22 protein-coding genes and 1 pseudogene are annotated in these 25319 nt (G+C 69.2%); 4 read left to right on the top strand and 19 right to left on the bottom strand.

Annotation, left to right across the window (positions count from 1 at the left end; translation table 11 throughout):
* Window positions 1-500: 500 nt before the first annotated feature.
* From MKK82_RS25765 to MKK82_RS25755, 3 genes are all read right to left on the bottom strand, one after another.
* Window positions 501-812, bottom strand: coding sequence for a hypothetical protein (locus MKK82_RS25765; RefSeq protein WP_238290656.1), 312 nt, complete (start codon window positions 810-812; stop codon window positions 501-503).
* Complete coding sequence (locus tag MKK82_RS25760) at window positions 812-1066, bottom strand: hypothetical protein (RefSeq protein ID WP_238290658.1); 255 nt, start codon at window positions 1064-1066, stop codon at window positions 812-814. Before MKK82_RS25760 ends, MKK82_RS25765 begins: the two co-directional genes overlap by 1 nt.
* A gap of 73 nt (window positions 1067-1139) precedes the next feature.
* Window positions 1140-1466 (bottom strand): hypothetical protein, encoded by a 327-nt coding sequence (locus tag MKK82_RS25755; protein ID WP_243987251.1) that lies wholly within the window; start codon window positions 1464-1466, stop codon window positions 1140-1142.
* Between the two features lie 772 nt (window positions 1467-2238).
* Here MKK82_RS25755 and MKK82_RS25750 point away from each other — a divergent pair.
* Window positions 2239-2469 (top strand): hypothetical protein, encoded by a 231-nt coding sequence (locus MKK82_RS25750; protein ID WP_238290662.1) that lies wholly within the window; start codon window positions 2239-2241, stop codon window positions 2467-2469.
* A 42-nt stretch (window positions 2470-2511) separates the two neighbouring features.
* A complete protein-coding gene (locus tag MKK82_RS34070; RefSeq protein ID WP_279603288.1) occupies window positions 2512-2643 on the top strand; it encodes a hypothetical protein in 132 nt (43 codons plus the stop codon).
* Window positions 2644-2653: 10 nt separating this feature from the next.
* Here the strand turns inward: MKK82_RS34070 and MKK82_RS25745 are convergent, their stop codons facing one another.
* The 3 genes from MKK82_RS25745 to MKK82_RS25735 all read right to left on the bottom strand — a co-directional run bounded on the left by MKK82_RS25745 (window position 2654) and on the right by MKK82_RS25735 (window position 4384).
* Window positions 2654-3004, bottom strand: coding sequence for a hypothetical protein (locus MKK82_RS25745; protein ID WP_238290663.1), 351 nt, complete (start codon window positions 3002-3004; stop codon window positions 2654-2656).
* A gap of 263 nt (window positions 3005-3267) precedes the next feature.
* Window positions 3268-3957 (bottom strand): metal ABC transporter permease, encoded by a 690-nt coding sequence (locus MKK82_RS25740; RefSeq protein WP_243987252.1) that lies wholly within the window; start codon window positions 3955-3957, stop codon window positions 3268-3270.
* A gap of 172 nt (window positions 3958-4129) precedes the next feature.
* Complete coding sequence (locus MKK82_RS25735; protein ID WP_238290694.1) at window positions 4130-4384, bottom strand: hypothetical protein; 255 nt, start codon at window positions 4382-4384, stop codon at window positions 4130-4132.
* Window positions 4385-4493: 109 nt separating this feature from the next.
* On the opposite strand from MKK82_RS25735, the gene MKK82_RS25730 reads away from it, so the two are divergent.
* Entirely contained in the window at window positions 4494-5045 is a 552-nt protein-coding gene (locus tag MKK82_RS25730; RefSeq protein ID WP_238290664.1) for a hypothetical protein, read from the top strand.
* On the opposite strand, the gene MKK82_RS25725 is transcribed toward MKK82_RS25730, so the two are convergent.
* Complete coding sequence (locus MKK82_RS25725) at window positions 4950-5342, bottom strand: HU family DNA-binding protein (protein ID WP_238290695.1); 393 nt, start codon at window positions 5340-5342, stop codon at window positions 4950-4952. The two genes, MKK82_RS25730 and MKK82_RS25725, sit on opposite strands and share 96 nt — an antisense overlap.
* On the opposite strand from MKK82_RS25725, the gene MKK82_RS34290 reads away from it, so the two are divergent.
* Window positions 5238-5468 carry a hypothetical protein gene (locus MKK82_RS34290; RefSeq protein WP_238290697.1) on the top strand — a complete coding sequence of 77 codons (231 nt, stop codon included), beginning with the start codon at window positions 5238-5240 and terminating at the stop codon, window positions 5466-5468. The two genes, MKK82_RS25725 and MKK82_RS34290, sit on opposite strands and share 105 nt — an antisense overlap.
* Window positions 5469-5983: 515 nt before the next feature.
* On the opposite strand, the gene MKK82_RS25715 is transcribed toward MKK82_RS34290, so the two are convergent.
* The 12 genes and pseudogenes from MKK82_RS25715 to MKK82_RS25660 form a co-directional block, all read right to left on the bottom strand.
* Complete coding sequence (locus MKK82_RS25715) at window positions 5984-6523, bottom strand: tetratricopeptide repeat protein (protein WP_238290665.1); 540 nt, start codon at window positions 6521-6523, stop codon at window positions 5984-5986.
* Window positions 6524-6615: 92 nt separating this feature from the next.
* Window positions 6616-8091, bottom strand: coding sequence for a hypothetical protein (locus tag MKK82_RS25710; RefSeq protein WP_243987250.1), 1476 nt, complete (start codon window positions 8089-8091; stop codon window positions 6616-6618).
* Window positions 8092-8467: 376 nt separating this feature from the next.
* Complete coding sequence (locus MKK82_RS25705; RefSeq protein ID WP_243987248.1) at window positions 8468-9475, bottom strand: hypothetical protein; 1008 nt, start codon at window positions 9473-9475, stop codon at window positions 8468-8470.
* A 43-nt stretch (window positions 9476-9518) separates the two neighbouring features.
* Window positions 9519-12140, bottom strand: coding sequence for a virulence factor SrfC family protein (locus tag MKK82_RS25700; RefSeq protein ID WP_243987247.1), 2622 nt, complete (start codon window positions 12138-12140; stop codon window positions 9519-9521).
* A gap of 8 nt (window positions 12141-12148) precedes the next feature.
* Entirely contained in the window at window positions 12149-15259 is a 3111-nt protein-coding gene (locus MKK82_RS25695) for a virulence factor SrfB (protein ID WP_238290672.1), read from the bottom strand.
* Window positions 15260-15325: 66 nt separating this feature from the next.
* On the bottom strand, window positions 15326-16705 hold the full coding sequence (locus MKK82_RS25690; protein WP_238290674.1) for a hypothetical protein: 1380 nt from the start codon (window positions 16703-16705) through the stop codon (window positions 15326-15328).
* Between the two features lie 12 nt (window positions 16706-16717).
* Window positions 16718-18502 carry a serine protease gene (locus tag MKK82_RS25685; protein WP_238290676.1) on the bottom strand — a complete coding sequence of 595 codons (1785 nt, stop codon included), beginning with the start codon at window positions 18500-18502 and terminating at the stop codon, window positions 16718-16720.
* A 33-nt stretch (window positions 18503-18535) separates the two neighbouring features.
* Window positions 18536-19066 carry a tetratricopeptide repeat protein gene (locus MKK82_RS25680; protein WP_243987246.1) on the bottom strand — a complete coding sequence of 177 codons (531 nt, stop codon included), beginning with the start codon at window positions 19064-19066 and terminating at the stop codon, window positions 18536-18538.
* Window positions 19067-19416: 350 nt separating this feature from the next.
* Window positions 19417-20595 (bottom strand): serine protease, encoded by a 1179-nt coding sequence (locus MKK82_RS25675; protein ID WP_243987245.1) that lies wholly within the window; start codon window positions 20593-20595, stop codon window positions 19417-19419.
* A gap of 34 nt (window positions 20596-20629) precedes the next feature.
* Window positions 20630-21016, bottom strand: a complete 387-nt coding sequence (locus MKK82_RS25670; RefSeq protein WP_243987244.1) for a hypothetical protein — start codon at window positions 21014-21016, stop codon at window positions 20630-20632.
* Window positions 21017-21536: 520 nt separating this feature from the next.
* A pseudogene (locus MKK82_RS25665) lies at window positions 21537-21932 on the bottom strand (IS701 family transposase); the annotation flags it as partial.
* 314 nt (window positions 21933-22246) lie between these two features.
* The coding region (locus MKK82_RS25660) for an autotransporter domain-containing protein (protein ID WP_243987243.1) at window positions 22247-25319 on the bottom strand (3073 nt) is incomplete at its 5' end.

The raw sequence follows: 25319 nt of genomic DNA, 5'->3' as shown, positions 1-25319 counted from the left end.
GGCGGTCGAGCCCCCATCGACATTCGAGCTGCTGTCCTTCCCGGTGGCCGCATTCGTCGTCGTGCCGACGTTGCACGGCGCAGCAACAGCCAGGCTCGCTGACAGCGTGAGCATCGTGGCGGCGGTGGCGATCTTCAGGATCTTGGACATGGTTCCTCCAGGTGCTTAAGCCTGAAGGGAAGGGGATCCACTGGTCGTTGTTCCAGCGGCCCCGGTGCGGCAACTGCTCGCGCCTGGTGATCAGCATCATCCCTTTCGCTCTCAAAACTGCAGCGCAGCCTCGAGAGCGCGCTAGACACTTACCAGCACAAATGCCACGCCGATGGCCGGCGCACGGCCTCTGATCGCCTTCATCCGCTCGCCTGGGCCGCGGCCTCACAAAGTGGCCGGAAGCCGAGCCATTCCGGCGCAGCAAGACGCGATCCGAAGAAGGACCGCGACGGGGTCGCCAGCGAGCAGCACGTCGTTGCTGCCGGGTGCCGGTCGCTGGACGGTGCAGGTTACGGCTGATCCTTCGTGCGGTAACCGGCGAAGAAGAGCGAAAGACCCTGGAGATCGACGCTTTCCAGCGGCTCGACCTGAGATGTCGGCTCGGGCGCGGCCGCTTTCCTGTCCAGCTCCTGAAGCACCTGCGCCAGAAGCGGCGGCCACTCCACGCCGTGATCCTGCAGAAGGCGCAAGACCTTCGCCAGCGCGATCCTCTGTGCCGCTGGCAAGGGCCGTCCGGAGATCTTTGCGTCGAGGGCCCGGTATGCGAGCGCGGTGCACAGGCGCAGAACCTCGGAGAGTTGTTCCGTGGAAGCGCCGACCATCAAGCCTGATCCTCCCGATGCAGCTTCAAGCCTGGTTCGCTGCCGTACTGTTCCGGCCCCATCAAGGCTCCCGATGCATCCGTGAGCGTCGCAGAGCACACGGATTCCGTCGGCAATCCGTCGCGATAGAACCAAGCCTGCTCGGTGGCCTCGTCTGCCGACCCGGCCGCAACAATCACACTCCGCCGGATCGTGGCGGCATGCGACCCGGTCGAGCGGAGGAGGAAAGCCGGGCTGTAGGCCAGTACCGCCATCGCGAGCCCTTCCTCTCCCGGAACCGGGTCTCGACCGTGCTGCCGTTCTGGGGAATGAACTCCGGGCCAGCGGTCACAAACGGCCCTTCTCGGACCAGAGCTGAGAGAGGAAGCTTGTCAGTCCTTGCTGGTCGATATCCTGCAGCGGCTCATCTCCCGCATCCGGCTCTGGAGCCGCCTCTTCAACGTCACGACCCAAGCCATGCAGTGCCTGGGCGAGCATCGGCCACCACGGCACATTGCACGCCCGTAGGAAGAAGGCGGCTTTGATCAGTGCCGTACTCTGCTCCTGCGGAACTGGCCGACCTACAAGCTGCGCTTCGAGCACCTGATCGATCAGAGCTGCCGTGAGACGGCGGACCTCAGCCAAGCGATCGGGCGGTGCGGTTGCTGGGCTCACTGTGGTCCTTCCGGCTCCGCCTGACGCGCGTCGTGTTGTCCTCCTACTCAACCGAAGCCCAGCCGCGCACCCGGCTTCACAGGGACGTAGGAGGCTACAGTCCCACCGATCAGAACAACTGTGACGCGAGATAGATCGGATCATCCCCGCTGATGGCGTTCGCCGGCCGTACTCCGGTAGCGGTTTGCGGCGAACGGTGTTCCCCGCTCAATCTCCATAACGGCTGGGTGAATTGCTGCGCCTAGGGTGGAGACCCTGCACACCGTCTAGGACACGGATGGGCTCGAGGATCGCGTCGGATGCAGACGATTCGCGTTTCAGGAAACGTAGAAGTTGCCTACTCGTGAGCCGAGCGGCGTCGGCGACCTCGAGGCCACGCCGCTCGGCCTCAGCGGTAACGTCCCGCGCGCCCTGAGCCTCACAAAGTGCGAGGGCCGCGCATAGCATGAGCAAATCTTTCCGCTCGTCGGGTGTCCAGTCGGGGAAAGAGAAATCGAGATTGTCCGTGATGTTTGACTCCACGGCATCGGCCCAAACATCTTCGAGGAGTCTATAGGCCGATTCTATATACTCAGGCATTGTCTTCATCAGAATATATCCCTTAAATGCCTGTTTCGGATACATATTATGAGTAATATTCAATAATCAACGGCGCAGAGATGTCAATGAGTGTCGGGGGTAATTGTAATTGATGCCGACCTACTCAGGGTCGGAAGTGTCGGAACCAAAGTGGCGAGGCGCATCCTAGCTGCTCGCCGAGAAGTTGTGCGCCTTGATCGTCGCGATGATGCCGGTCCGCTTCGTCAGGCTGTTGTCTTTTACCTCGGGTTCGAAGCCGACCGCTCTGGAGATCCTTGCGCCACGGATCGGGGCCGCGCTCCGCGCTAGCCTCGAGGTGGTGGCCGGGACGGCTCTCGACGCGGCGGACCGCATCATAGCGGTTTTGGACCCCACGGACGGCGAGCTAGCCCTGGCAGCTTTCGAGAGCGGCACCGGCTCGTGAGTCGTCTCGACGTGCGGGGACGACCGGGACCGCCAGACCGGGGTGGCAGAGCCCGTGCTGCCGGAGGTGGCGGCCGAGCCGCAGCCGGTGGTCACCATCCCGCTCCGGCGGGGACGCGGCCACGTCATCGCGGCGGCCGGCACATTGCTCCTCGCCCTGCTGAAGCGTGCGTGATGCGAGGGCTTCAGCTTCTGAAGCGTATGCCAGCGCGGTCACGCGCATCATCGTCCGCGGCCGGTATGCCGATCAGGACGCGTGAAGGATTGGTGTGCACGATCCGAACATTCTTCGGCGTCCAACCACAGCCGACGCAAACAGCGTAGGTCCAGCGTCCCCACAGATCCGAGTTATGCTGGTCAACGGCCTTCTGCCGTTCCCTGGCTCTTTCAAGGGCTTGCTTCGTCTCTCTGGCTTTCGCATCGCTGTTGATGTCAGTTCTTGCCTGGACTGGATCTCGCCCGGATTGCGAATGCTCGGCTAAAGCTGGGGTCATCAGACCAGAAAACGTCATGAAAATCAGTATCAAACGTCGCATAAGAGGCTCCAAATGCGGTAAAATCGCACGCATACTGGAGTCGTGACGCATCGAGTGGCCGATAAGTTTCAGTCTCGACGGAAATGGCTGAGATTGGGCTGGCTTGTAACTGACTTGTAAGCTGATGCGCCTGCTCGCCCGGTGCTGGCCGGTACGCCACGAGGCGATCGGCGCCCTGCCGGCGGGGACGCCTGAACCGGGTTGCGTCGCCCGGGTACGGGCGACGCTGCTGCATCGAGGAGACTTCGACGTGACATACTTTTCTACATGGGAGGAGTGAGCCCGTCCTTGCCGACTGCGACGCGGCGCGCCGTGAGCTTGTCGTCGTCCCCGCGGGCAGCGACTACGAACGCCTTGGCACCAGCGGACAGCGCGGACGCATTGGCCGGCTCGAAGGTCACCACTGGCGCCTGGGCTGGCACCAGGATCCGAATGGACTGGCCCTTGCCGTAATCCACCGTCAGCATGCGCTCCGACCCGCCGCCGCTCGCCTTCACGGTCCCATTGGTCATGGCACTCTTCACCCGAGGCGCCTCCGGCACTGTCGAGGACGTTGCGGCCTTAACCGTTCCGTTGGTCATGGCACTTTTCACCTGCCCTCCACCGACGGTCGTGTCCGGTATCATATCCCAGTCGTAGTGGCCCTCGCCGGTGCCGCGCATCGCTTCAGGGAACAGCACCACTTCCAAAGCCACCGGAGGCTCGCCCTTCGTGGCGGTCCCGATGAACACGCCGTCCGTGATCTGATCGAGCTTCGCTGGCACCACCCAGGAGACTTTCGCCTCGGGATCGAGCGCGAACCTCTCGGTCTTGCCGTCGAGGGTCTTCAGCGTGAAGCCGCCGCCCGCGACCGCCTCGATCGTGCCGCGGAGGCGCTCGACCTTGGGTGCTGCTTGCGCGCTTGTGACAGCAGCCAGCAGGCCCGTCAGAGCGAGCGTTAGGAGTTTTGACATCATGGAGTCCTTCAGCCACCGGGGGTGACCCGGCGAGCAGGACTTGGGGTAGACGCCGTCCTCGTCAACGATGGCGCCCGGCGCCCCTTTCCCGCATGTGCCTGCCGAAGAACATATTTCCTCTGCTCCGCCGGGCACTTGGCCGTACATTGTCCGTCTCAGATACTCGGTGTCACTCCCGGACCGGCTTCGGCTCCGGCTTGGCGGCCCGCACAAGGCTCTGGATCGCCCGTGGCGGCCGACCGGCCTTCTGAGCGATCTCAGCCTCCTGCTGCTCAATGAGCTGTCGGGCGGGATCGTCGCCGTCCAAACCGCCTAGGATCTCCATCGGCACGCGCCGGTTCGAGGCACGACTGCCATCCTCGAAGATGGCGTCGAACAGGACGAAGCCTCGGTCCTGAGGCAGTTGTTTCACGCGTTTGGCCATGCGGGCTGATACGCCGGTAAGCTCGGCAGTTCCAGATCGCGGGAAGCGGTTGACGATTTGACCGCATGGGAGGAGGCTCAGGCCGGGGGCGGCTACGGAGTTGGCCACCATGAGCGACTTCAGTCACATTTTGAACTGGAAGCTTCTCCGGGGTTCGCACAAGTTCCCCGGTCCTGACGGCGGCACCTGCATCAACGAAGCGGCCGTCTTGGCATGCGGCTTCCCCTATCAGCGTGTCGGTTCTGTCAAAGCGATGCCGGCCTGCTTCTCGCGCCCAATCTGCGGGCTCGCGATGCATTTAAACGACAATGCGACGGATGCGCAGCGTCAGCGCCTGATGCCGTTCGTGACGCGCCTGGCTTGTGCGGACACACCCGAAGTCGAGCGCGAGCGGGAGCGCTACATCGATGCCTACCTCAACAGCGACAACTTGTTCTCACCCGCACCGGGTCAGTTCGACTTCCAGCGCGGTCTGGCGGCTCTGGAAGGCGCGCTCGCCATCGGGCGGCAAGTCGATCCGCTCGGCCTGGAGGAGGCGGCAGGCCGGCTGGATACTGTCCGCGCTTCAGCTAAACCGGCGACGAAGCGCCCTGGCGGCCTTTTGCCTGCGAAGCTGAAGGGTTGGCTCGGCTTGTCGCAGGCGCTCGAAAGCGCCGAGTGAAAGCTTGGCAGCAGGCGACGTCGGAGGTGCGCGGCGCGGGGATCGATAGGCCCGCTGGCGCTGCGCTGCCTCGGCCTGAGGTTTGACGTCGCCTCGATTGAGCTGGGCGGGCATGCCCTCGCGGGATTTGATGCTGACGTGCCGCTTGGCCGCGACGCGGACCCCCTCGCCCGTGCGTGGGTCCCGTCCAATATGCGGCTCGATCGCGCGTCCCGAGAACGCGCCGACCTCGCGCAACTCGACCCGATCGCCATCCGCCAGAGCCTCAGCGATGCGGTCGAGAACCGCCCGGACCACCGCGTCGACTTCCAGCGCGGAGTGGTGCGGGTTCTGCGCGGCGATGCGAACTTCAGGCTTGGCGCGGATCGTGCGCGAGCGATGCCGCGTCATTCCCTGAACCGCAGCCGTGCCGTGGCGAGCTGAGATTTCGATACCCGTCCGGCGTGAGAAGTTCCTCTGTCGTGCCGAAGCCATTCGGGACGTCTCCTCGACGCCTCAACCCCCGGGTCTGGGGACGGGAAGCACCGCCCGATACGGCGGGATTGGGTCGCTCGCGGACCATCCGCGTTTCCGGCTGACCATCTCCGAAGCGAACCCACGGCTTCCAACCAGACTACGCCATGCCGTATCGCCAACCGGCGTGAAACCGGCCATTCGACTCCGTCTCGATCCAGCCCGCTGCGCGCGCAGCAATGGTCTCGGCGCGGACATCGATCGGACATTCGTTTTTCTGTGTGCGAGCTGGTCGGCGAGCCCGGCGCCGGTGTCCTATGTCACATATTGGCCGCGCACTTCCTGCGGCAGTCAATGGGTTGCCGAATGACCGCGACGGGAGATGTCGTCATCGTCGGGTCTGAAGACCTTCGAGAGATCGGATTGGCTTCAAATAGAGTATCTGTCTGCCAGTACTTAAGGCAGCTGAGCGTGCCGGGCGAGTACTAATTGCATCCCACGCTGCCACAGAGCGAATTGGCGGCGTTGAGTGAAGGCAAGGTGCTCCCGGCCCCGCGCAGGAGATTGAGGGCGTTCCTGGCTTCCTCATTGTCAGGCTTCAGACGAAGGGCCTCTTCGTAATCTCGAACGGCAGCCTGCGTGTTTCCGAGGGTGATGTTAGCTTTCGCCCTGTTGATGAGCGTATTCGAAAAGGTCGGCCGCATCGCCAGCGCACGGTTGTAGTCGGCGATCGCGGCGGTCGGGTTCTGCAGGCCGGCATAGGCGATCCCGCGATTGTGGAAGGCGTAGGGGTACTGATCGTCCGCCCGGATGGCGCTGTTGCAATCGGCCAGAGCCTCCGCGAACGCACCACGGTCGATGTTCGCCCAGCAACGCCCATCGAGGGCGATCGCGCGCTGCCTCGGTGTCCGGGCCTCGGCCAAAAGGCGACCGCATCCGCCGACGCGCGTCTCCGGGCTCCCGGTCCGGCAATCCTGGGCGGCATCGGCCCGAGCGGAGGAGCTTGCAAACACCATCGCCGCCATCAGTCCGGCGTGCACACAGGCGGCGAGGGCGAGTCGTGGTGCGCGCATGACCGACCAGTCCTGCTTCCGGTTTCTAGGGCGGCTCATCGTGCTCAGCTGCAGCGGTCGTTGAAGATATCTCGGCTCGGCAGCTGCATGGAGTTCATCATGCGCAGCAGTTCAGCACGGTACAGGTCGCTGAACTCGGCCGGGAAGCGCCCCCCGATATTCGTGATCGTGCTGCGGTCGTCGCGGCGGATCGTGGCGAAGTCGTAGTAGCTTCTGTCGTCGAAGCTACCTTGCGCGATCGCCGTCCCGCGGCCTTCGAGCACGAACCCGGCGCGAACCGGCGACGTGTTGACCTCCTGCGCGCGGCCGATCTGGCTGCGTCGCGGCCGGATCTGCTCCGTGATGAACTGTTGCGCGCTGCCGCAGCGCTCGTTCGGGCTGACCTGCACGTACATCACCACCTGCGCGCCGTGCTGGCGCGAGTGCCAGATCGTCGTGTAGGTCTGCTTCTGCGGATCGTACTGGTCGTTGGCCAGCGGCGAGATCTCAAGCAGGCTGGTCGAGTAGTTCAGCGTCCAGCCGGAGGCGCTCCCGACCGTGGTGCGCTGCTGCAGCTCCCGCTGGCGCCGCTCCTCCTCCGCGCGGCGCTGCTCGTCCTGCTCCCGCTGACGTCGGGCGTCCGCCCATTGCCGATCCATCTCCTCCTGCCGTCTGCGCCTGTCCTCCTCCTGACGCCGGGCCTCGTCCGCCTGCTGGCGCCGGGCCTCGTCCTGGCGATCCCGCCCGCGGCTGCATTCAACAGCGAAGGTGTCGACAAGGGTGCGGAAGCGTCCCGCCGGATAGGACGTGCTGTAGCTCGCGGTGGCCGTGGGATCGTCGCAGGATGCGATCGCCCGCTGATACGCCCGCTGCTCCCGCCCCGCTTGCAGCCGGTCCTCGAAGGGACGGGCGTAGGGATAGGTCCCCGTCATCGCCTCGCAGCCGCGGATCGCGGGATCGAGGTTCGCTCCGCGTAGCGCGGCCGGCTCGGCATTCGGGTCGATCTTGTTGCACTCGGTCCGCAGGCCCGCGAAGAACCCCTGCGGAATGAAGGCGAACGCCGTGGTGAGCGCACCGCTCGCTCGGGGCTCCAGATCACTGCCCGATAGGCCCCGCTTCAGTGTTTCGTGCGACTGCAGGAACGTTTCGCCCTCCTGCGCCATTGCGGCGAGCATGGGATCGCGCAGCGAGGCCCGGCCCGCGAGCGGTCCTCCCGAGGCATTGCGGCGGCCGGCACGTTCTCCGCCGATGAGGCTCGCGCCGGAGCTTCCCGCCGCGGCATCGAAGTCGCAGCGCCCACCGGCCGCAGATTGGCACTCGTCGATCACGACGACGAGTTCGCGGGTCCGACGTCTGGCGATGCGGCGCAGCACGTCGCTCAGCCGCACGCCTTCGCTGTCGAGCAGGCTCGGGCGCTGTCCGGCATCGGACGGAGTGTCCTGCGGCATGAGATAGATATCGTCGGCGCCACCGATGCTCGGCCCGAGGGCGAAGACCGCCACCTGGGCGTCTTCCGGCAGGCGGCCGACCGCCTCGCGCAATCCGCGATCCAGCTGCGGGCGGTCGGCGGGCCCGACCGTCCAGACCTCGAAGCCGATGTCGCGCAGGCGCTTGCGATACGCCTCCTCGTCGGCGTGGGCCGTCGCCGCCCGGCCGCCGGATGCCGAGGCTTGCGGCACGATCAGCAGCGCGATCCGCTGCCCGGTGACGGCGCTGCTGCGCGCGGCGGCGGCCTGGATCGTGAGGCCAGGCGAGGCCGCGTGCCCGGCGGTGGCGGCGGCGAGACCGAGTGCGGTCGCGACGGCTAGGCAGCTCCAGCGGCGGCCGGTACGGGCGGGCTGGGCCATGACAGGGATCCTCGGCATCGGAGGGTTGAAACTCGCAAGCGGACGGTTATCGTGGAGCGCGTCGGGGCGGTCAGGGACGACAGATCGCCCGGAGGCGGTCGCCGGTGGAATTGCCCTCGCACAGCGCCCGGAGCGCCTCGGTGTGGCGGGGGGAGCGGTTGCGCCACAGGGCGTAGTAGTAGGCGGCTCGCACGATGTCGGGTCGCGCCGCCTCGCGGTGCGCGACGTCGGCGTTGCCGGGGTCGTAGAAGCGCGCGAGCTGCCAGGCCGCATCCGCGTTCGTGACCGGATCGGCCTCTTCGAACGCGCGGAAGGCCGTGCTCCCTTGCCGGGAGGCGAGTGCCGTCTCGCCGAGCGCCAGGAAGGCGCCGGCCGGCGCGCGCTCGTCGATGAGACGGGCATAGCGATGCCGCAACTCGGCGGCCGTCAGCCGGGGGGGGTCGGGCTGGGGAGGAGCGGGCGGCGGGCTCGGCTCCTGAGGCGGCGCATCCTGGCGGGCCAGGATGTCGGGCAACCGGTCGCGGTACAGATAGCCGCTGCCCGCGACCAGCGCGAGGAGCATCAGCGCGGCCATCGGCCAGATCAGCCGGCTCTTCCGTGCGGGCGGCTCGTGCGCCAGCGGAGCCCCAGGCGCGGCGTCCTGCGGCGAAGCCGGCTCCAGGAGCGGCACGGTCTCGACGGTCGCCACGGCCGGACCGCAGGTCCCGTCTCGGGGCAGTGCCGGGACTGCGGCCGGGAGGCCGGCGAGGATGCCCCTGCCGGACGGCGCGGGCGGTATGAACGGCCACGCGACTACGCCGAATGAGGTGCCGTCCTGCGCGACGATCTCGATCGGGATCAGCTCCTCGATGCGGTCCACCACGTTGGGGCCGAAGCGCGCGAAGGCCCGGCCGTCCCGCTCCGTCACCGCGAGCGGCGTGAGCCACGCGACCTCCGGCTGCCAGCCTTCGGCGCCGAGATGCCGGGGCTCGGTATCCTGCCGGCGGAACGAGAGTAGCGGCGATTGCAGCGGGCCACCGAGATCGATGAAGGCGTAGCCGCCGGGCTCGTCCTCGTCCTCGGTAATGCGGATTGTCATGGCGAAGGCTTCATGGGCAGGACGGAGCAAGCGGGTGGGGCGGTCAGGCGGCGCGCGCCTGAAGTCCGGCGAGGATCGCCCCGATCCGGGCGTTCTGCGCGAGGTCGATCGTGACGCCGGACGCGCTCTTGGCGTTGTCCTCGACGATCCGGTAGAAGCCGTGGAACCAGTCGGTGGCGTAGGTATGAGCGAAGGTCGCAGGGGCCTGCCCGACGCTGCGGGCATCGTAGCTGACCGGGCGCTGGGCGAACGCGACTCGATCACCCGCCTCGTCCTGGATCGAGGGACGCTCGCCGACCGGCGGAATGAGATTGAACCCGAGGCTGCCGGTCAGCCGGTTGAGGCGGGTCGCAGCGATCAGGGCGAGCTTGACCGTCGACTGCTCGGAACGTTCGATGGTCGCCAAGTTCCGAAGGTCCGCCGCGATGCCACCCTCGATGTCGGCGCGGCGGGCCAGGATGATCAGTTCGCTGACCACGATCTCCATGGCGGTCAGCGGGACAGCGAAGCGGCGCGCGAAGCCCTCGGTCTCGATCGTGCGGCGCAGGCTCCCGATCCAGGCGGCGACCACGGCCCGCGCCATCGCGCGCTCCCGGTCACCACCCGGGTTCGAGGGCTCGACTCGGGGCACCGGCGCCGCGCCGGGTCGCGGGATCGCGCCGGGACGGGCAATGCGCGGTGCCGCGACGGGAAGCGCGGCCTCTAGGGACACTCCCTCCGCCCCGTGCAGGGCGTGCGTGAGCATTGCGGGATCCACCATGAGCGTCCGCAGGAGCGAACCGAACTGGCCGGCCGCCACGACCGCATCGAGCGCGTCGAAGACTTGGCCGGCCGCCTCGCGCCGTTCGCCCAGCCGCGTCTCGATGTCGAGGGCGACGTGGAAGCGGGCGAGCCGCTCCCGCATCTCGGCGCGCAGGGCCTCCAGCCGGGAAGCGATCTGCTGCGCCTTCAGCGCCGGTCGGCAGACCCGCGACAGGTTCTCGACAAGGTAGCTCACGCCGCCGTCGTTGAGGCGAAGGGCCTCATCGAAGGCGCGGCCCGGATCCGCAAAATGCGCTGTCGCCTCCGGCAGGCCGGCGAAGCCGGCGCGCAGCTCCGCGAGCCGATCCTGCTTCTCGGGCAGGAACGCCACCTCGCGCCGCCCGTCGTAGCGGATCACCGACTCCGCCGGGTAGTTCGGATTCCGGAACCAGTAGGTGTTGCGGAACGGCGCGCCGGGCGTCCATTGCCGCGGCCACGTGTGCGCCTTCCCGAAGAAGCCCAGCAGCGAGGCCTCGATCCGGTTGCGGAAGCGCAGGCCCGCATCCTGGCCGACGTCCCCGGCCTTGTCGACGAAGTGGCTGTCGAACCACGTGAGCACGAGGAACAGCAGGTTCGGCAGCTGCGCCCGCGCCTCCGGGCTCGACCCGTGCGTGAGCGTGATCCATCGCTCCACGAGGTCGGGCAGCGTCACCACCTCTTGGTTGGAGGGGCGGACGCACAGCATCATCGCGGTCAGTTCCTGCTCGGCGACGTAGCGGTCGAACAGGTAGGCGACCTTGCCGCGCAGGAAGGTCTCCTTCAGCGCGTCCGGGTGCGCGGTCAGGAAATGGGCGAGATCGACCTTCTGCCGGCTGCGAGCGCCGGGGAAGTCGAGCAGGTCCGCCTCCTGCAGGAAGGCGCGCGGCGCGTCGGCGATCTCGATGCGCAGCTCCGCCGTGATCGCCGCCACCGTGGCACGGGCGAGCGTGACGGTCCTGCCGCCGACTCCGTGTACGGTCAGGGTGTCGTCCGAACGTGCCGCCCCGAGACCCGCCAGGGTCGCCACATCGAGGATGCTGCCCTCGCGCGGCACCAGCGCGGCGAGCGGCGCGAAGATCTCTTCCGGATGATCGAGGCGTTCCAGCGCCTCCGCGAGCTGACGGTAGAGGCCCGTCAAGGCCGCGTGCCCGCCCCAGAGCGGCGCGAACAGACGGGCGCGCCCGTCGAGATCGAGGCCCCCGGCCAAAATGCGGACCTCATCCCAGTAGCGGGCGAGATCATCGAGAGGCCGCGTGCCCCGCGCTTGGTCGCGCACGTAGTCTTGCAGATCGTCGATATCGACGTCGCCGAAGCGCGACGTGCCGGGGCGCGCCTGCGCCTTCAGGTCCGCCAGCAGCGCGGCGAGGGCCTCGGGGCCCGGCGGTGTCTCCTTGGTGGCGTCGCCATCGTGCAGGAAGGTGTTGCACAGGACCTTGACGAGATCGACCTCGCTGAGGACCCGCAGGCGGACCGGTGCACCGGCCGGCGTCCGCCCGGCCGCGGTCCCCGCACCGGCACCCGCCGTGAAGCGGGTGACCAGCCCCGTCGCTTCCTTCTCACCGATCGGGTTGATCTCCGCCAGGAAGTCCACCGGGTCGTGCCCGTCGAAGCGGGCCCGAAGGGCACCGTCCTCGGGACGCGCCAGGACCTCGACCAGGTAGGATTTGCCCGCCTGGCTCGGCCCGAACACGCCCGCGCACATCGGCCGTGCCGCCGCGCGTGCCAGCCGCTCGGCCCGGTTGGCCGCCTTCCGGACATAGCGGATGAGATCCGCACGCTCGCGTCCGACCGCGCCGGCATTGGCCTCGTCGCCGAGCCATTGCTCGGCGTCCTCGGCCAGACGACCCGTATTCCTGCAATCCTGCGCCAGGTGTTCGGTCAACATGCGTGATCTCAATCCAGGGCGAGGATGCCGGTGTCGAGCCAGTATCCCTGCTCCGAGGCCAGGGTATCGAGCACGAGTTCGATCTTGCGTCTGACGTCGAGGCCGTCCGCGTCGTAGGCGTCGGTGATCTCGAACTCTTCCTTCATCGACTCGGAGCGCAGCAGTGCATCCGGTCCCTCATCGTCGGGCCGGCCGTCGCCGCTGCGCTCCAAGGTGATCTCGAGGGGCAGCCGCAGCTGCGTCGCCTCCTGGCCGGCGCGCATCCGCAACCGATACAGCGGTGTCGCGATCCAGCGCTCCACCGGCAATTGCCGGTATCCCAGGCGCATCGGCGCGTAGTACCGGAGCTTCGCGCTCATCGCCGGCCCCTGGCGCCGGGCCGAGGCCGGCGCATCAAGGTCGACCTCGCGGAAGACCAAGCCTGCGTCGCGGAGCTGGCCGCTCAGCTCCAGCTCGCCGATGTAGCGGGCCGTGGAGCGCAGCGCGAGGCGGCGGGTGAACAGGGTGAAGTTGGTGAGCTGGCCCTCGGCGAGCGCGCAGAGCATGCCGCCCACCGCCGTAGTGGTCTTGGGGTCGCCGATGCGGCGGTTGTCCCGCTCCCGGAACGGGTACCACGTGCCGGCCTGATACTGGTGGAGCGGCACGATCCGGTCCGGCGAGACCGCCAGCTTGTCGACGAGGCAGTCGACGAAGGCCTGGAGCCGAGAAGGGCGGCCCGAGAGCAGGACCACGTCGACATCGAGGGCGTGCACGGCCTCGCACAGGTTGTCGAGGACGAGGTCGAGCGTCGCGACCACGCAGGCCCCGACCACGTCGGCGCGGCTCTCGAAGACGCAGTCGGTCAGGGCGAAATCCGCAGCACCGCCGGCGCGGGCCGGGATCTCAAGGAAGTCGAGCAAACGCTGCTGTGGCAGCGCGCGGCGCAGGATCCGACCGCCGCGTTCCGGGAAGAACTCGGCGAAGGGGCGCGCGGTGATCTCGGCGCCCGCCTCCACGTCGCCGAGGATGCGCAGGCCGATGGGCTCCAGCACCCGCGACACGAATTGCCGCCGCAGATGCTTCTCCTGCTCGGCCATGTTGGCGCGATCGCCGCCGAAGCGCTCCAGCAGCAGGGCGTGCGGATCCGGATGCCCGGCCGAACGCAGGGCCGCCTCGATCGTGGGCAGGACGAGGCGCTCGATCACCCGCTTGAGGATGTCGTCGCCGGCGATCCGGAACCCCTCGCGGAAGTTCTGCACCGGTTTGATCGCCCGGTTGCCCTCCGCGTAGTAGGTCGTGATCATCAGGTCGGTGGTTCCGCCACCGACATCGATGCTGGCGATCCGCACCGACGGCTCCGGACGTATCTCGGGGCCGGGCACGGTGTCGGGCTCGGCGAACGGCCGGGGGCGGCCGACGAGGTGCAGGAAGCCGTCCACCGCGCCGCCGAGCTTCTGAGTGATCTCCCCGTACAGGTAGACGAACTGGACGCAGCTCGCCTCGTCCCACGCGACGTGGACCTCGGGCTGGGTCAGGCCCGGAGGCGGATTATCGGCCCAGCCCATGAGCTGCCAGATGAGCTTGACCGCTCCCTCGGCGCGGGATCGGAGCAGCCGCTGCTCCTGCACCGGCATGGCGGGCGGCAGGGTGAGGATGATCCGGCGCAGCTTGCGCGGTGCGTCCTTCGTGCGCCGCCGCTCCCGCACACCAGCATTGTTGATGGTCGACAGGGCGTGGCAGACCACCTCGGCGACCATGAAGGTGAAGTAGGATGAGCGCGAGAAGGTCAGGCGCGAGGCGCCCACACGGTCGTCCGGCAGGACCCGGATTCCGTAGCGCTTCCTGTCGGCGTCGAGCTGCGCGATGACGTCACCGCGGCTGTTGACGAACTGCCGGATCGTGCGGTCGATCAGCGGGCTCGTGCCGTCGGCCCCGTAGTCGCGGTCGGGGAAGCGCCATTCCTGGTTCACCGGTCGGACGTCGCACAGGTAGCGTTTCGGGCTCGACAGGCCGCCCACCGCCTCGGTGCCCTGCGCGAGTTCGCGGAACCGGCTGGCCTCGGGCCCGACGCGGACGGGGCTCGGCCAGAAGAACGCCCGCGGGCGCGACGAAAGGCGCGAGAGGTGATCGCGCCCGAACCGGGCGTGCGACAGCTCGACATGGCTCTCGAACGGCTCGGTGTAGACCTGTTCGGGCTCGGACAGGTCGCGCAGTTGCAGCACGAACGAGTTGTTGAGGTCGACTCGATCCTCGTTCGGGTGAGACTCGATCAGGATCCCGCAGGTGCGGCTGTTGCCGATATCGAGGATCAGGTCGACCGTGACCGGCCGGATCGCCGGCTCTGCCGTCACCGTATCGGTCAGCCGCAGGGTCCGGGGCCGGACCGCCATCTGCAAGTATTCGAGGAATACGAGATACCGGGCGTAGTGCTCGAGCGCGTTCGGGAAATCCGTATCGCGCAGGGGGCGGTCCGGCCGCTGCGCTGCCTTGAACTCGCGGAACTGCTCCAGCAGCCAGGCGGGGACCCATTCCTGGAAGCCGGTCAGTCGGCGGGTTTCCTCGTCCTCGCCGGCCGCGCCCAGGAACCAGCCGATGTCGCGGAAGCGATGGGCGAAGCGGAACTCGTGCTCGTTGGCGGCATCCTCCAGGCAGGGCGCCGTGTAGGGCCGGTTGGGGCGCCGCTCCAGCAGTTCGGTATCGAAGGCGAAGATCGCGCGATGGCTGATCGGGCTGTCCGGCGCGCGGTCGGCGACCTCGACGATCCGCACACGCGCCCAATTGGTCGGTCCGAGGTCGAGTTCTTCGCCGCCCTCGACGCCCGCCTTGACCCGCAGCATCGGGATTGGGGTCCATTTCTCCAGGAAGACCTCAAGGGCGCCGCGCTCGCCGACCGCGTATTCCCGGTCGTCACCGCGGGCGGTCTCGACCGCCTCGGCGCCGGGGTCGTCCTCGTTCCAGGTCGGGAGCAGACGGTAGGTCTGCCGCCCGTCTCCCTGGGACGTGCCCGTGACCGCGCGCTCGACGAAGCGGCGGGACAGGCGCCCGACCGTGTCGATGTGAAATGCGTACTCCACGAACTGAACGCCGCTGTGCGGGACCAGCCGGATCGTGGGGCCGAAGGAGACGGGATCGACGAACATCGCGGGAGACGGATCTCGTGTGACGCGTGGCGGCGGGTCGGGGGGCAAATCTCGGCGGTGGAGCGGTCAGGGCACGGCGGCGTTCCCGCTCGGGGCCTGGGGGCCGCTCTGTGATGGGGGCGCTATCGGCAGATCGAAAGACAGCACGGCCTGCCCGACGCGCTCCGCCGAGATCCGGCCCGCGCGCTGCTCGACGACCTCGCCGTGGCGGGACAGGATGACCTGGAATGGGATTTCCGGCCGGGCCTCACCGTGACGCGCGAAGAGCCCGACCTCGACGCCGTAGCGGCCCTCGGGGGCGGGGGCATTGTCCCAGATCACGTGCTCCACCGGTCGGCTGGCGCTGCTCCCGCCCTTCTCGTTCTGGTCGGCCACGAGGCGGGCGCCGCAAGAGGCCCGGTGCTCGAAGCTGATCCGTGTGCGGTCCGGACAGACGACCTGGAGGTCGAGGTCGGACGCGCCTTCCCAGGCGAGCGTCAGTTCGAGACCCTGTCCGCGCTCGATGCCGGTGAGACGCCGCGCGAGGTCCGGCGGGATCACCTGCGGAGCCTCGAGCGCGGCCCGGCGCGGTGGCGGCACCGGGCAACTCGCGTCGCAGGTGAGCGCCCGGCGCGTGAGGGCGAGTTCGGCGGCCCGCACGGCGTCATCCGTGGTCTGAATCGTCGCGAGGACCGCGCTGCCGTCGGGATCGAGGGCCATCGACGGCGCCGGGCAATGATCGGGAAGGACTGTTTGCATCCACGCCGGCCAGTCGCCATCACCGATGGCGCAGGCGCGCAGCAGCCGGTCTGCCAGAACGCCGCAGAGCAGCACGAAGACGAGCCAGAGGATCGGTGCGAGCCAAGGCCGCCGCGCGGGCGGGAGCCTGGGTCCGGGTCGCGACGCGGCTGCTCCGGCCGTGTCGGGAAGCGGCACCGACGGCTCACTCCAGGGACTGGCCGGAGATTCCACCGCTGCGGCGCTCGCCGTGATCGCGGCGCCGCGCGCGATGGCCGGGCCGTCCGAGCCGGCGCGCCGGTAGCCCCAGGCCACGTAGACCGGCTGACCGTCGACCGACCACAGATGGTCGGTGTCCGGGACCACGAGCGCGTCCCGCAGCAGCCGGGCGAGGTCACGCGAGGCCTCGCCCTCGCGCTCCAGGCTTGCTGCGAAGGCGGTGATCTCGGAGACCAGACGGGCCGCGCTCTCGCGAAGCGTCCCGGCGGCGGCGGGATCGAGTGCCGTCACGGGTCGGGCGTCGCCGTCGACCGCGGCGAACCACGCGAAGCCGGGACGTCCGGTTCCGGCGACCGCGATGGGGGCCGGTTCGGCGAACAGGTGTGCGTGCGCCGGGGTCAGACGGCGCGCTAACAGGTCGACGAGCTGCTCGTATTGCTGCGCGAGCTTCGGATTGACCGGGTCGAGGCCGAGGCGCGCCGTCTCGGTGAGCTTCGTGGTCGCGGACATAACGGCGGCCCCTCAACGAGCCGGCGGCCGGGCGTCGCGCCCTGGCCTCGGGGCGGTTCGCGCGTCAGGCCGCGGAGCCGTCTGGCCCGCCGGCGCGGCCGGGGCCTGGGTCGGCATCGTCGCGGTCGCCTCGGCCGGCTCCGCTGCCGCGGCCGCCGCGGGGCGGGGCGTCGCCTGGAGATCACAGGGGCGGTCGTCGAGAGCTGCGGTCACGCCGGCGCCCGCTAGGAACGCCGCGAGACCGTCGGCGCCCAGGGCATAGCGCGCGGTGACCGGCATGCGGTCGTCGGTGCGGCCGAAGGCATTCACACCGACGACGCGGCCGCAGTAGTCGACGAGCGGGCCGCCGCTGTTGCCCGGCGCGATCTCGGCCCCGTGCAGCACCAGCGTCACCGCGGCCTCGTCGTAGCGCTGCAGGTGGTTGACCACGCCGGTCTGGACCACCGGGACCAAGTCGCGGCTCGCCGCGGCGTCGCCGTCCCGAAGGCGCGCAAAGGTCGGGTCGGTGCCGAGATAGAGCCCGGGGAACCCGGCCGCGACCACCGGCGTCAGCGGCCGGCCCGGCTTCGCGAGGGCGAGGGGGCGCCCCCCCGAGCGCGGCGGGACGCGCAGCAGGGCGAAGTCGGTGAGTGTACCCGGGGCGCCGACCTGCACCAGTCGCGCCGGAACGACGCCCGCGTGCCGCCCGGCGATCATCAGCGTCGAGGCGCCCTCGACCACGTGGCGATTGGTGACGACGAGATCGTCCGCGACGAAGAACCCCGAGCCGGTGGCGTCGCCGGCCAGGACAAGGACCGTGCTGCGCTCCAGCCGCTCAACGAGCCCGTCGGTGGCCGCCATGCCGGGTCGAACAGATTCCGCCGACGACAACGACGGCTCGACGGCGGCGCGGGCCGCGGGCGGGGCGGCCGGATCCGCGGGCAGGCGCACGCCTGCGGGGCTCTGCGGAACCAGCGCGGGGAGTTCCGTCCGCAGACGTGGGCAGGCGAAGCCTTCCGCCGCGGCGAGGGCATCGCGCCGGCGGCGCAGGCCGTCGAGCCAGGCCGTCTGGAAGGCCCTGGACTCGGCCGAGACCGTCCGGGGCAGCGGCGGGAAGACCAGAACACCCGGCACGTAGGAGAGCGTGACCAAAGCCGCCGCGGTCGCGGCGGCGACGACCGGCGCGGACCCACCGCGCCGGGCCAGCAGCGCGGCAACACCGAGGTGCGGTCGCGGTTCGGGCAGCCTGTCCCGGCCGACCGAGGCGGCCGGCTTGAAGCGGGCGGCCCAGTCCTGACGGTCGACCGGCGGATAGGGCAGGTGCTCGGGGGCGAGCCCACCGAGCGTCGTTGCGTGATGGCGCACCCGCCCGCGCTCGTCCGCGGTCAATCCCTGAGGGAGCAAGCCCCAGTCGACGAGGAGCGGGGCGTGCCCGACCGCCAGAACGGCGGAAGGCCCGGCGAGATTCAGGCACATCGCCGTGAACGCCCCCGCCTCGCGGTCCCGCAGCACCGGCTCCAGCGCCGCCAGCGCGGCGCCGAGGCGGTGCCTGAGCTGGGCCGCATTCTCCGGATCGAGATCGGCCAGCGGCCGTATCGCGCCATCGAGATTCGTGTACCAGTCCACGCGCGCCGGGGCCGCACCGTTGCTGCGCGAGATGACCGGCTCGGCGAAGAGTTCGACAGCGGCGTCACCGCCGTGCTGGCGCAGGATCCGGCGCAGCCGGTCATAGGCCTCTATGACCGGCCGGTCATCGGAGCGTACGGCATCCAGTCCGGCCAGCGTCCGGCTGGCGACGAAGCGCGTGGCGCCGGTCATGACCGCACCGCCCGCGCTGCCCGCGGTCGCCGGCTAATCACAGCGCAGCCCCGTGCCGGTGCCGTCGAGTTCGAGACGCACGAGAGCATCGCGCGCCTTCGTGGTGCCGCGCTCGGTGGCCTTCACGTACCAAGTCCTAGCCGCCGCCGCGTCCGGAGAACCGCCGATCCCGTTGTCGAGGGCGACCGCGTAGCAGTACATCCCCTCCGGGATGCCCATCTCGGCGGCGTCACGGAACCAAGCGCGCGCCTTCGCCTCGCTCTTCTCGAACCTTTGCCCCTGCTGGTAGAGGATACCGATGTTGACCTTGGCCGCACCGCTGCCCAATTCGGCCGCGCGCCGATAGGCCTCGAAGGCATCCTGGTTGGCGCCCCGCCGGTCGTAGGCGCGGCCGAGCTGGAAATGGAGCCGGCGCAGACGCGGGGCCTCGGCGACCGCCGCCCGGCACGCCGCGACGGCCGCGGTGGGGCGCAGTTCCCGGAAGTTGATGGTCCGCTGCGCGTCGGGCGCATCAGGATCCCACGGCGCGCTCGCCAGATGGTCGCAGGACTCGATGGTCCCCATATCTATATCGCCGTCCCGGGCAGAGGACGACCCGCAGCACATCGCACCGCTCAGCACGGTAAATGCAAGATCTACCGCAAATATAGGCCTGTTAGCGACAGGTATACTCGGGGACAGCACCAGATTACCCCTCAACACGGCTGCTGTTCTATCTACGTGTTTGCGGGTTAATGCATCTACAATCTGAAGTGGTTAAAGCACCCGCATGACAGCTTGTGCGCAGCACCTCAGGATGATGGCCGCATGCCGTGGCAAGGCCGCCACACGCGCGCTCGGTTTACCCGAGCGCGGAGCAGCGCCGCGAAAGCCTCCGCCGGCCGGAACACAGCCGCGTTCCGGGCGGCGGAGGCTCAATGACAGGTGATCTGGACCGTGAAGTCGCGGGCCTTCTCGGCGATTGCGGCCCCGTCCATCGGATCCGTCATGCGCACGTTGATGGGCGCGTCGACGCCGTTGGCCTCCAGGAAGTTGAGGGCAATCGTCGACTTGATGGCGAAGTTGACGTTCTGCGGCACGTCGCCGGAGGCGAACGCGACCTGCTTGGACTGTACCACCCCGATCACGTTGCCGAACTGATCAAGGGCCGGGCCGCCGCTGTTGCCCTGTTGGACCGGTGCCGAGATCTGGATCTTGCGGGTGTCGTCGCCAGAGCCCGCGGTCGCCGTCACGCTGCCGATGGTGAAATTCCCCGTCGAAGCCAGGACGTTGCTCTGCGGATACCCGTAGACGTAGACGTTTTCGCCGAGCCGCGCCCGGATCGAGAGCGGCGGCACCACCTTCTGCGGAAAATCGGTGGTCAGCACCGCGAGGTCGTTGGCGGCGTCCCGGGCCACGAGACGGGCCCGCAGGGCGGTGTGGCCGGGCTGCTGCACGGAGAAGTCCGAGCACGCCTCCACCACATGGTTGTTGGTGAGCAGGTGCCCGCGTTCCGACACGTAGAAGCCGGTTCCGGTGCTGGTCATGCCGGTTTCGAGCTTGCGCGGATTATTCGGCTCGGGTTCCGCCTTCGCGGCGGCCGTCGTCACGTTCTTCTGGCAGCCGATGACAGCGTCGAAAGCCTCGGTGGATCCGACAAGGGATAGGACGGCGATCTGCCGCCCCTGGAAGATCACGTTGATGCTGCCGGACTCGGACAGGTCGGCGACGAAACGTTCCTTCAGCCCCGCCTGATACAAACCGTGCGCGTCCCCGCGCTCGAAGCCCATGAACGTCCCGTGCCACTTCTGGCGGCCCGCGATCATGTAGAGTTCGTACTGCCCGCCGACCTCCAGCGAACGCCACTTGGCGTTGGTGAGGGCCAGGTACGACGCACCGCGGGCGCCGTTGAAGCCGAACCACAGCGTCGTCCCGTCGCCGTAGCTCGCCGCGGCCAGGCAGCCGCCGAGGCTCTCACTGTAGCCGATGGACCAGCCCGCGACCTTGCCGAAGCTCTTGTCGACCGTCAGCTTCGGGGGCGCGGGCGAGGCCGCGGCGGGTTGAGCCACGCCGACGACCGCCAGAATAGCGGGGACAATCTTCATTCGGGACATGCGCGTCGATCCGCGTGCGACTTGGAACTGGGTCTCAGCGCGTTTGGTTGACCGAGGTCGTAACATTGCCGCGCGGCGAGGCGAAGGGGTCTGCCGACGCGTTCACCACCTGCGCTCCCGTGGGGCCGGCGGCCGGCTGCATGGGCTGACGGTTCGCACGAACAACCTTCCGCCGCGGAGCCGGCACACGCCGCACCTCATGGATGACGCGGACGGTACGGCGCGGCGCGGCGTAGACGACGACGGGGCGCTCACGCGCCGCCTGCGCGGCAATCGAGCCGGCGATGACGCCGCCGAGGACGCCGCCGGCCAAGCCGCCGAATACGGCGCCCGCGCTTTGCGCGTGAGAGGGCGTAGGAGCCAAACTCAGTACGATGATCGCGCCAGCCGCGCCGGCCGACAACAAGAAACGCCCTTGCATCAACTCACCCTCTACAGACCAAGCTCAGAAGTGAGCGCGGCCTGATCGAAGCTTAGCCATATGAGCGACGCTGTGAAGGGGCATCGACCGCGTTTTGCCCATTTTAGGTTGCCTCTCGCGGGAGAAGGGCAACGGAAAGTTACGTAGACCGGGCGCACGACTGTGGCTCAATTTCTAGGGCTGGCCCAGATCTGTATGGTACTGAACTGTTCCAGTGCAGCGCGGCCTCAAATCAGGCGACCGAGCGATTCAGTCGGTTGCTCGGTCTTGGTCAGACGGGATACCTTCTGGCTCTCACATTTCAGTTGCGCTTTTTGGCTTTTCCACCGGCACCCTGTTGCGCTGGGCTTACGGCGCCGACGTTCTCTGCTCGCTGACGCTCGGCATGGGAGACGGGCGTTTCGGGCGGCCGCCTGATGCCCGCGTCGCCAGAGCGTTCACGCGAAGACGTGCGCGGGCTGGAGACGCCGCTGCGCCGGCCGCACGGCGATGCGGCGGATCTCCCGGACTGACCAGCGGATCAGTGAGCGCGCAGCATCGGCCGGGCTCGGTTTCTTGGGGGCGGCGCGTTGGCGTGAGGGCGGATTGCCGCCGGCAGGGCGGAGGTCATCATCACCACGCTGACGTGTCGATGCCAGCCGTGCCGGGAGCGGGTCTCGTTGCGAGCGGGCCCGACTTCGGTCTTAGCGGTCTCGAATGCGTCCTCGATCGTTAAGCGCTGGACCTCGACCGCCACCTGGGTCGCGATCGGAGTGCTGGCGAGGTATTAGGTCGTGAAGGAGGCACGCTCCCCGTCTGCCAGGCTGCGGCGGGTCAGGAGCCCCCGCGTCCACGGGCCGGCTTAATCGGAATCGGCGCCAGCGAAGTCGCCCAACGCGCAGCAGGCTTGATCGTACAGCCGCGCGCCTTCGTGCCCTCGCCCGCCTGCGGTCGTACCCGGCCTGGGGCATGCCGCGGGTAAGGAAGCTTCATCATCGTCAGGGCCCGGTCCGGCCGCGCCTCCCTGATTGTAGCCGATAATGGCACGGGAGCTGTGTGCTGGGGGCTGCAATCTCCGATCCAACCTCCCAGGCCGTGGTTCTCGGGGCGGCCAAGCCCGTCCTCCTCCAGCTTACATCAGGGTGCCTCGGTCCATGCGACCCGGCTCACGCACAGCGGGGCAGGGTGGAGCACATCGGATGCGCCAACCGGTTGCTCTGCCGGCTTTCACGCATGCGCTTCCCGCCCCCGTCACCAGTGAACTTGCAACCCGGCGGAGACGACCTGCACGTTGGCGCCGGGCCGGACGTCGCCGGTGTAGCTCAGCGATAGCATCACGCCCTCCGCTACGGGGCCGGCTAGGTTCACCCCCAGGACCGCCCCGTCTCGGCCGGGCGCGCTCGTCCGGCTCGCGAGCGGCACACCGAACAGGCTCGAGCGCACCGCCGCGAAAGTATCGCCCAGTTCGTGCGCCCAGTAGGCTCGGCCCTCCAGCCGCAGGCCCGCCGTGCCCTCGACCTCCAGGCTCGCCAGACGCATGCCCACCAGGGCGCGCGCCCCGTCGAGGCCGGCAGTGGTGAAGCTTTGGCTCGTCAAGCCGCCGCGCTCCGCCATCAGCGCCCGGGTCAGACGGTCGAAGCTGAAGCCCACCTCCGGCACGAACTCCACCGCTAGGCCCGTACGCAGCGCGTGGCCGGCAAAGCCCGAGACCCCGGCGCCCCAGCCCGACACCAAGCCGCTCGCCCGCGACACGCTCGAGCCCAGCGCCACCGTCCGGTCGATCCGCCCATCCGCCCAGGACAGACCCGCCGTGCCGCGTAGGATCAGCGCACCGAGACGAATGCTGGTGTAGAGCGTGCCGCCGTAGCTGTCCGCGGTGGTCCGTCCCAGCCCGAAACCCTGGCCCTTCGCAGTGCCGGTCTCGCGCAGGTAGCTGAACGCGCCGCCCACCAGCGTGGCGGCCCCGTTGCCGGATCCGACCTGCTGGTCGACGCCCAGCAGCAGCCCGCCCGCGTCGAGAACCGCCCCCGCGGCCGCCCGGTCGCCGGCGCGGGATCCGAACCCGTAGAGCGCATCCGACCAAACCCGGCCCTCGCCCGAAGCGAGGGGCTGGTCGGGAGCCGCCGCGGCCCCGCGCAGCTGCAGGGCGGAGCGGTTCGGGCCGAGCCCCGGATCGCCCGCGCTGAACGCGGCCGCGCCGCCACCCTGTCCGCGCAGATGCCGGTCGATCGTGTCGCTCACCAGTCGGCGCTCGGCGAGATCCGCCATCACGGCGTCGCCGTAGGCCTGACCCGACAGGCTCGCGAGGCTTGCCGGCAGCGTGGCCGGCCCGGCCGCGTAGAGCGCGTCGAACACCCGCGCCTGCGCCGCGTCCGGCCGCCTGCCGGCAACCGGGCGGGCGACGTCCAGGCTCGCGCCGACTGCCTGGGCGTTGCCGGTCTGACGGAGGCCGAGCCCGGCGAGCGTGCCGTAGGCGCCCGGCGTGACCACGAGGTCGAGGCCGGTGGCGCGGTAGAGTGCGTCGAAGCGAGTGCCCGCCGGCAGTCCCGACCCCGGCTGGGCGAGCCCTGCGAACGAGCCGGTTAGCCCCGCTTGGGCGGTCAGCACGCCGAAGCGCTGGCCGATGGCCGGGGTGAAGCTGTTGCTGGCGTTGCCGGTGATGCCGCGCAGCACCGGCGCCAGGGTTCCGCTGGCCGCCACCGTGCCGGTCGGGCCGAGCGCCAGCAGGCGGGCGTAACTGCCCGCGCCGGTACCGGTACCCGCCCCGTCGATGTCGAGGCCGAACCGGCTGCCGGACGTGAACGCGACAGGGCCGAGCACGGTGAGCGTGCCGGGGGAGTTGACCGGCCGCAGCGCGCCTGCCACCGCGACCGGGGCCGCGATCGTGCCGATGCCGCGCAGCGTCCCGGCGGCGGCCACCGTCACGGGGGAGGCCCAGAAGCCGTCGAGCGAGAGAGTGCCGCCCTGGATCGTGGTCGGGCCGGAAAAGCGGCCGGTGCCGGTGAGCCTGAGGGTGCCGGACCCGATCTTGGTCACGCTGGTTGGGCTGGTACTCTCCAGGACGGCGCCGGCATAGGTGGTGCTGTCCGACCCCGTGACGGTGGGTGAGCCGTTGCCGATCACGCCCGAGGCCGTGCCGGCGAGGCTTGCGACCGTGAAGGTGGTGCCGCCGAGATCGAGCGGACCGGCATTTGTCAGGCTCGTCAGTCCGGCGAGCGGGCCGGTCAACATGAGGGATCCGGTGTTGGTCACCGCACCGTTGAGCTGGCCGGACAGGCGGGCGGTGCCGGTGTTGGCGAGGTCGGTGGTGAGGGTGCCATCGCTAGCCAGCAGGCCGGCGTTGCCGAGGCCCGCCGGCGCCGTCAGGCTGGCGGTCTGCGCGACCGTGACGGCGCCGGCATTGGCGAGCGGCCCGGCGAGGCTGTAGGCGCCGGTGACCGTGAGGGTCGCGCCGAGGGCGTTGGCGAAGGTGCCGTCGCTGGCTACAGCACCTGAGACCGTGAAGAGCCCGGCGTCGTTGCGGATGGCGCCGTCGATGCGGCCGGCGCTGGCCGTGACGATGCCGGTGTTGGTCAGCCCGCCCGCGACGGTGCCGCTGGTGACCAGCGTGCCGCTGTTCGACACGCCGCCCGCGATGGCGCCGTTGTTGGACAGGCTGCCGGTGTTGCCCGCTCCGCCCGTGACAGTGCCGCTGTTGGCTGCCTGACCAGCATTGGCGAGGCTGCCGACTAAGATTCCACTGGTCGTGAGCGTGCCGGTGTTCGCGACCGCGCCGGTGATCGTCCCGCAATTCGTGAAGCCGCCGAGATTGACGACACCGCCGCTGATCAGGCCGCCGTTGAGCGCGGTGCCGGCATTGGTGAGGCCGCCGGCCAGAGTTCCGGCGTTGACCAGGGTGGTGTGGGGCCGGGTGGACATCGGGGCGACGAGGCTGGCGGTGGCGGTGAGGCTGAGGCCGCCAACCGCCAGGGTGGCCGGCCCGGCGAAGCCGTGGGCAGCCGTCAGCGTCAGGGTGCCGGTGCCGAGCTTGGTCACGTCACCGGTCCCGGAGATGGTACCGGCGTAGGTGAGATCATCGGCGCGGTTGAAGGCCAGAGTGCCGGCATTGGCGATATCGCTCACGAGGCTGCCACTGGTGCCGCCATCGCCGAGTTGCAGAGTGCCGCTGGCGATGGTGGTGCCGCCGGTGAAGGTGCTGGCGCGGGTGAGGGTGAGGGTTCCGGGTCCTGCTTTGGTCAGGCCTCCGGTACCGTCGAGGGTTCCGTCGAAGGTGGTTGAGGTTCCGTCGCCGCCGGCGGTGAGGCGGGCGGCGCCCAGCGCGACG

It is taken from the genome of Methylobacterium sp. E-046, assembly GCF_022829625.1.
Lineage (GTDB): Bacteria > Pseudomonadota > Alphaproteobacteria > Rhizobiales > Beijerinckiaceae > Methylobacterium > Methylobacterium longum.
Note: the sequence above shows the minus strand (reverse complement) of the source record. Positions and strands in the feature narration are given on the sequence as shown.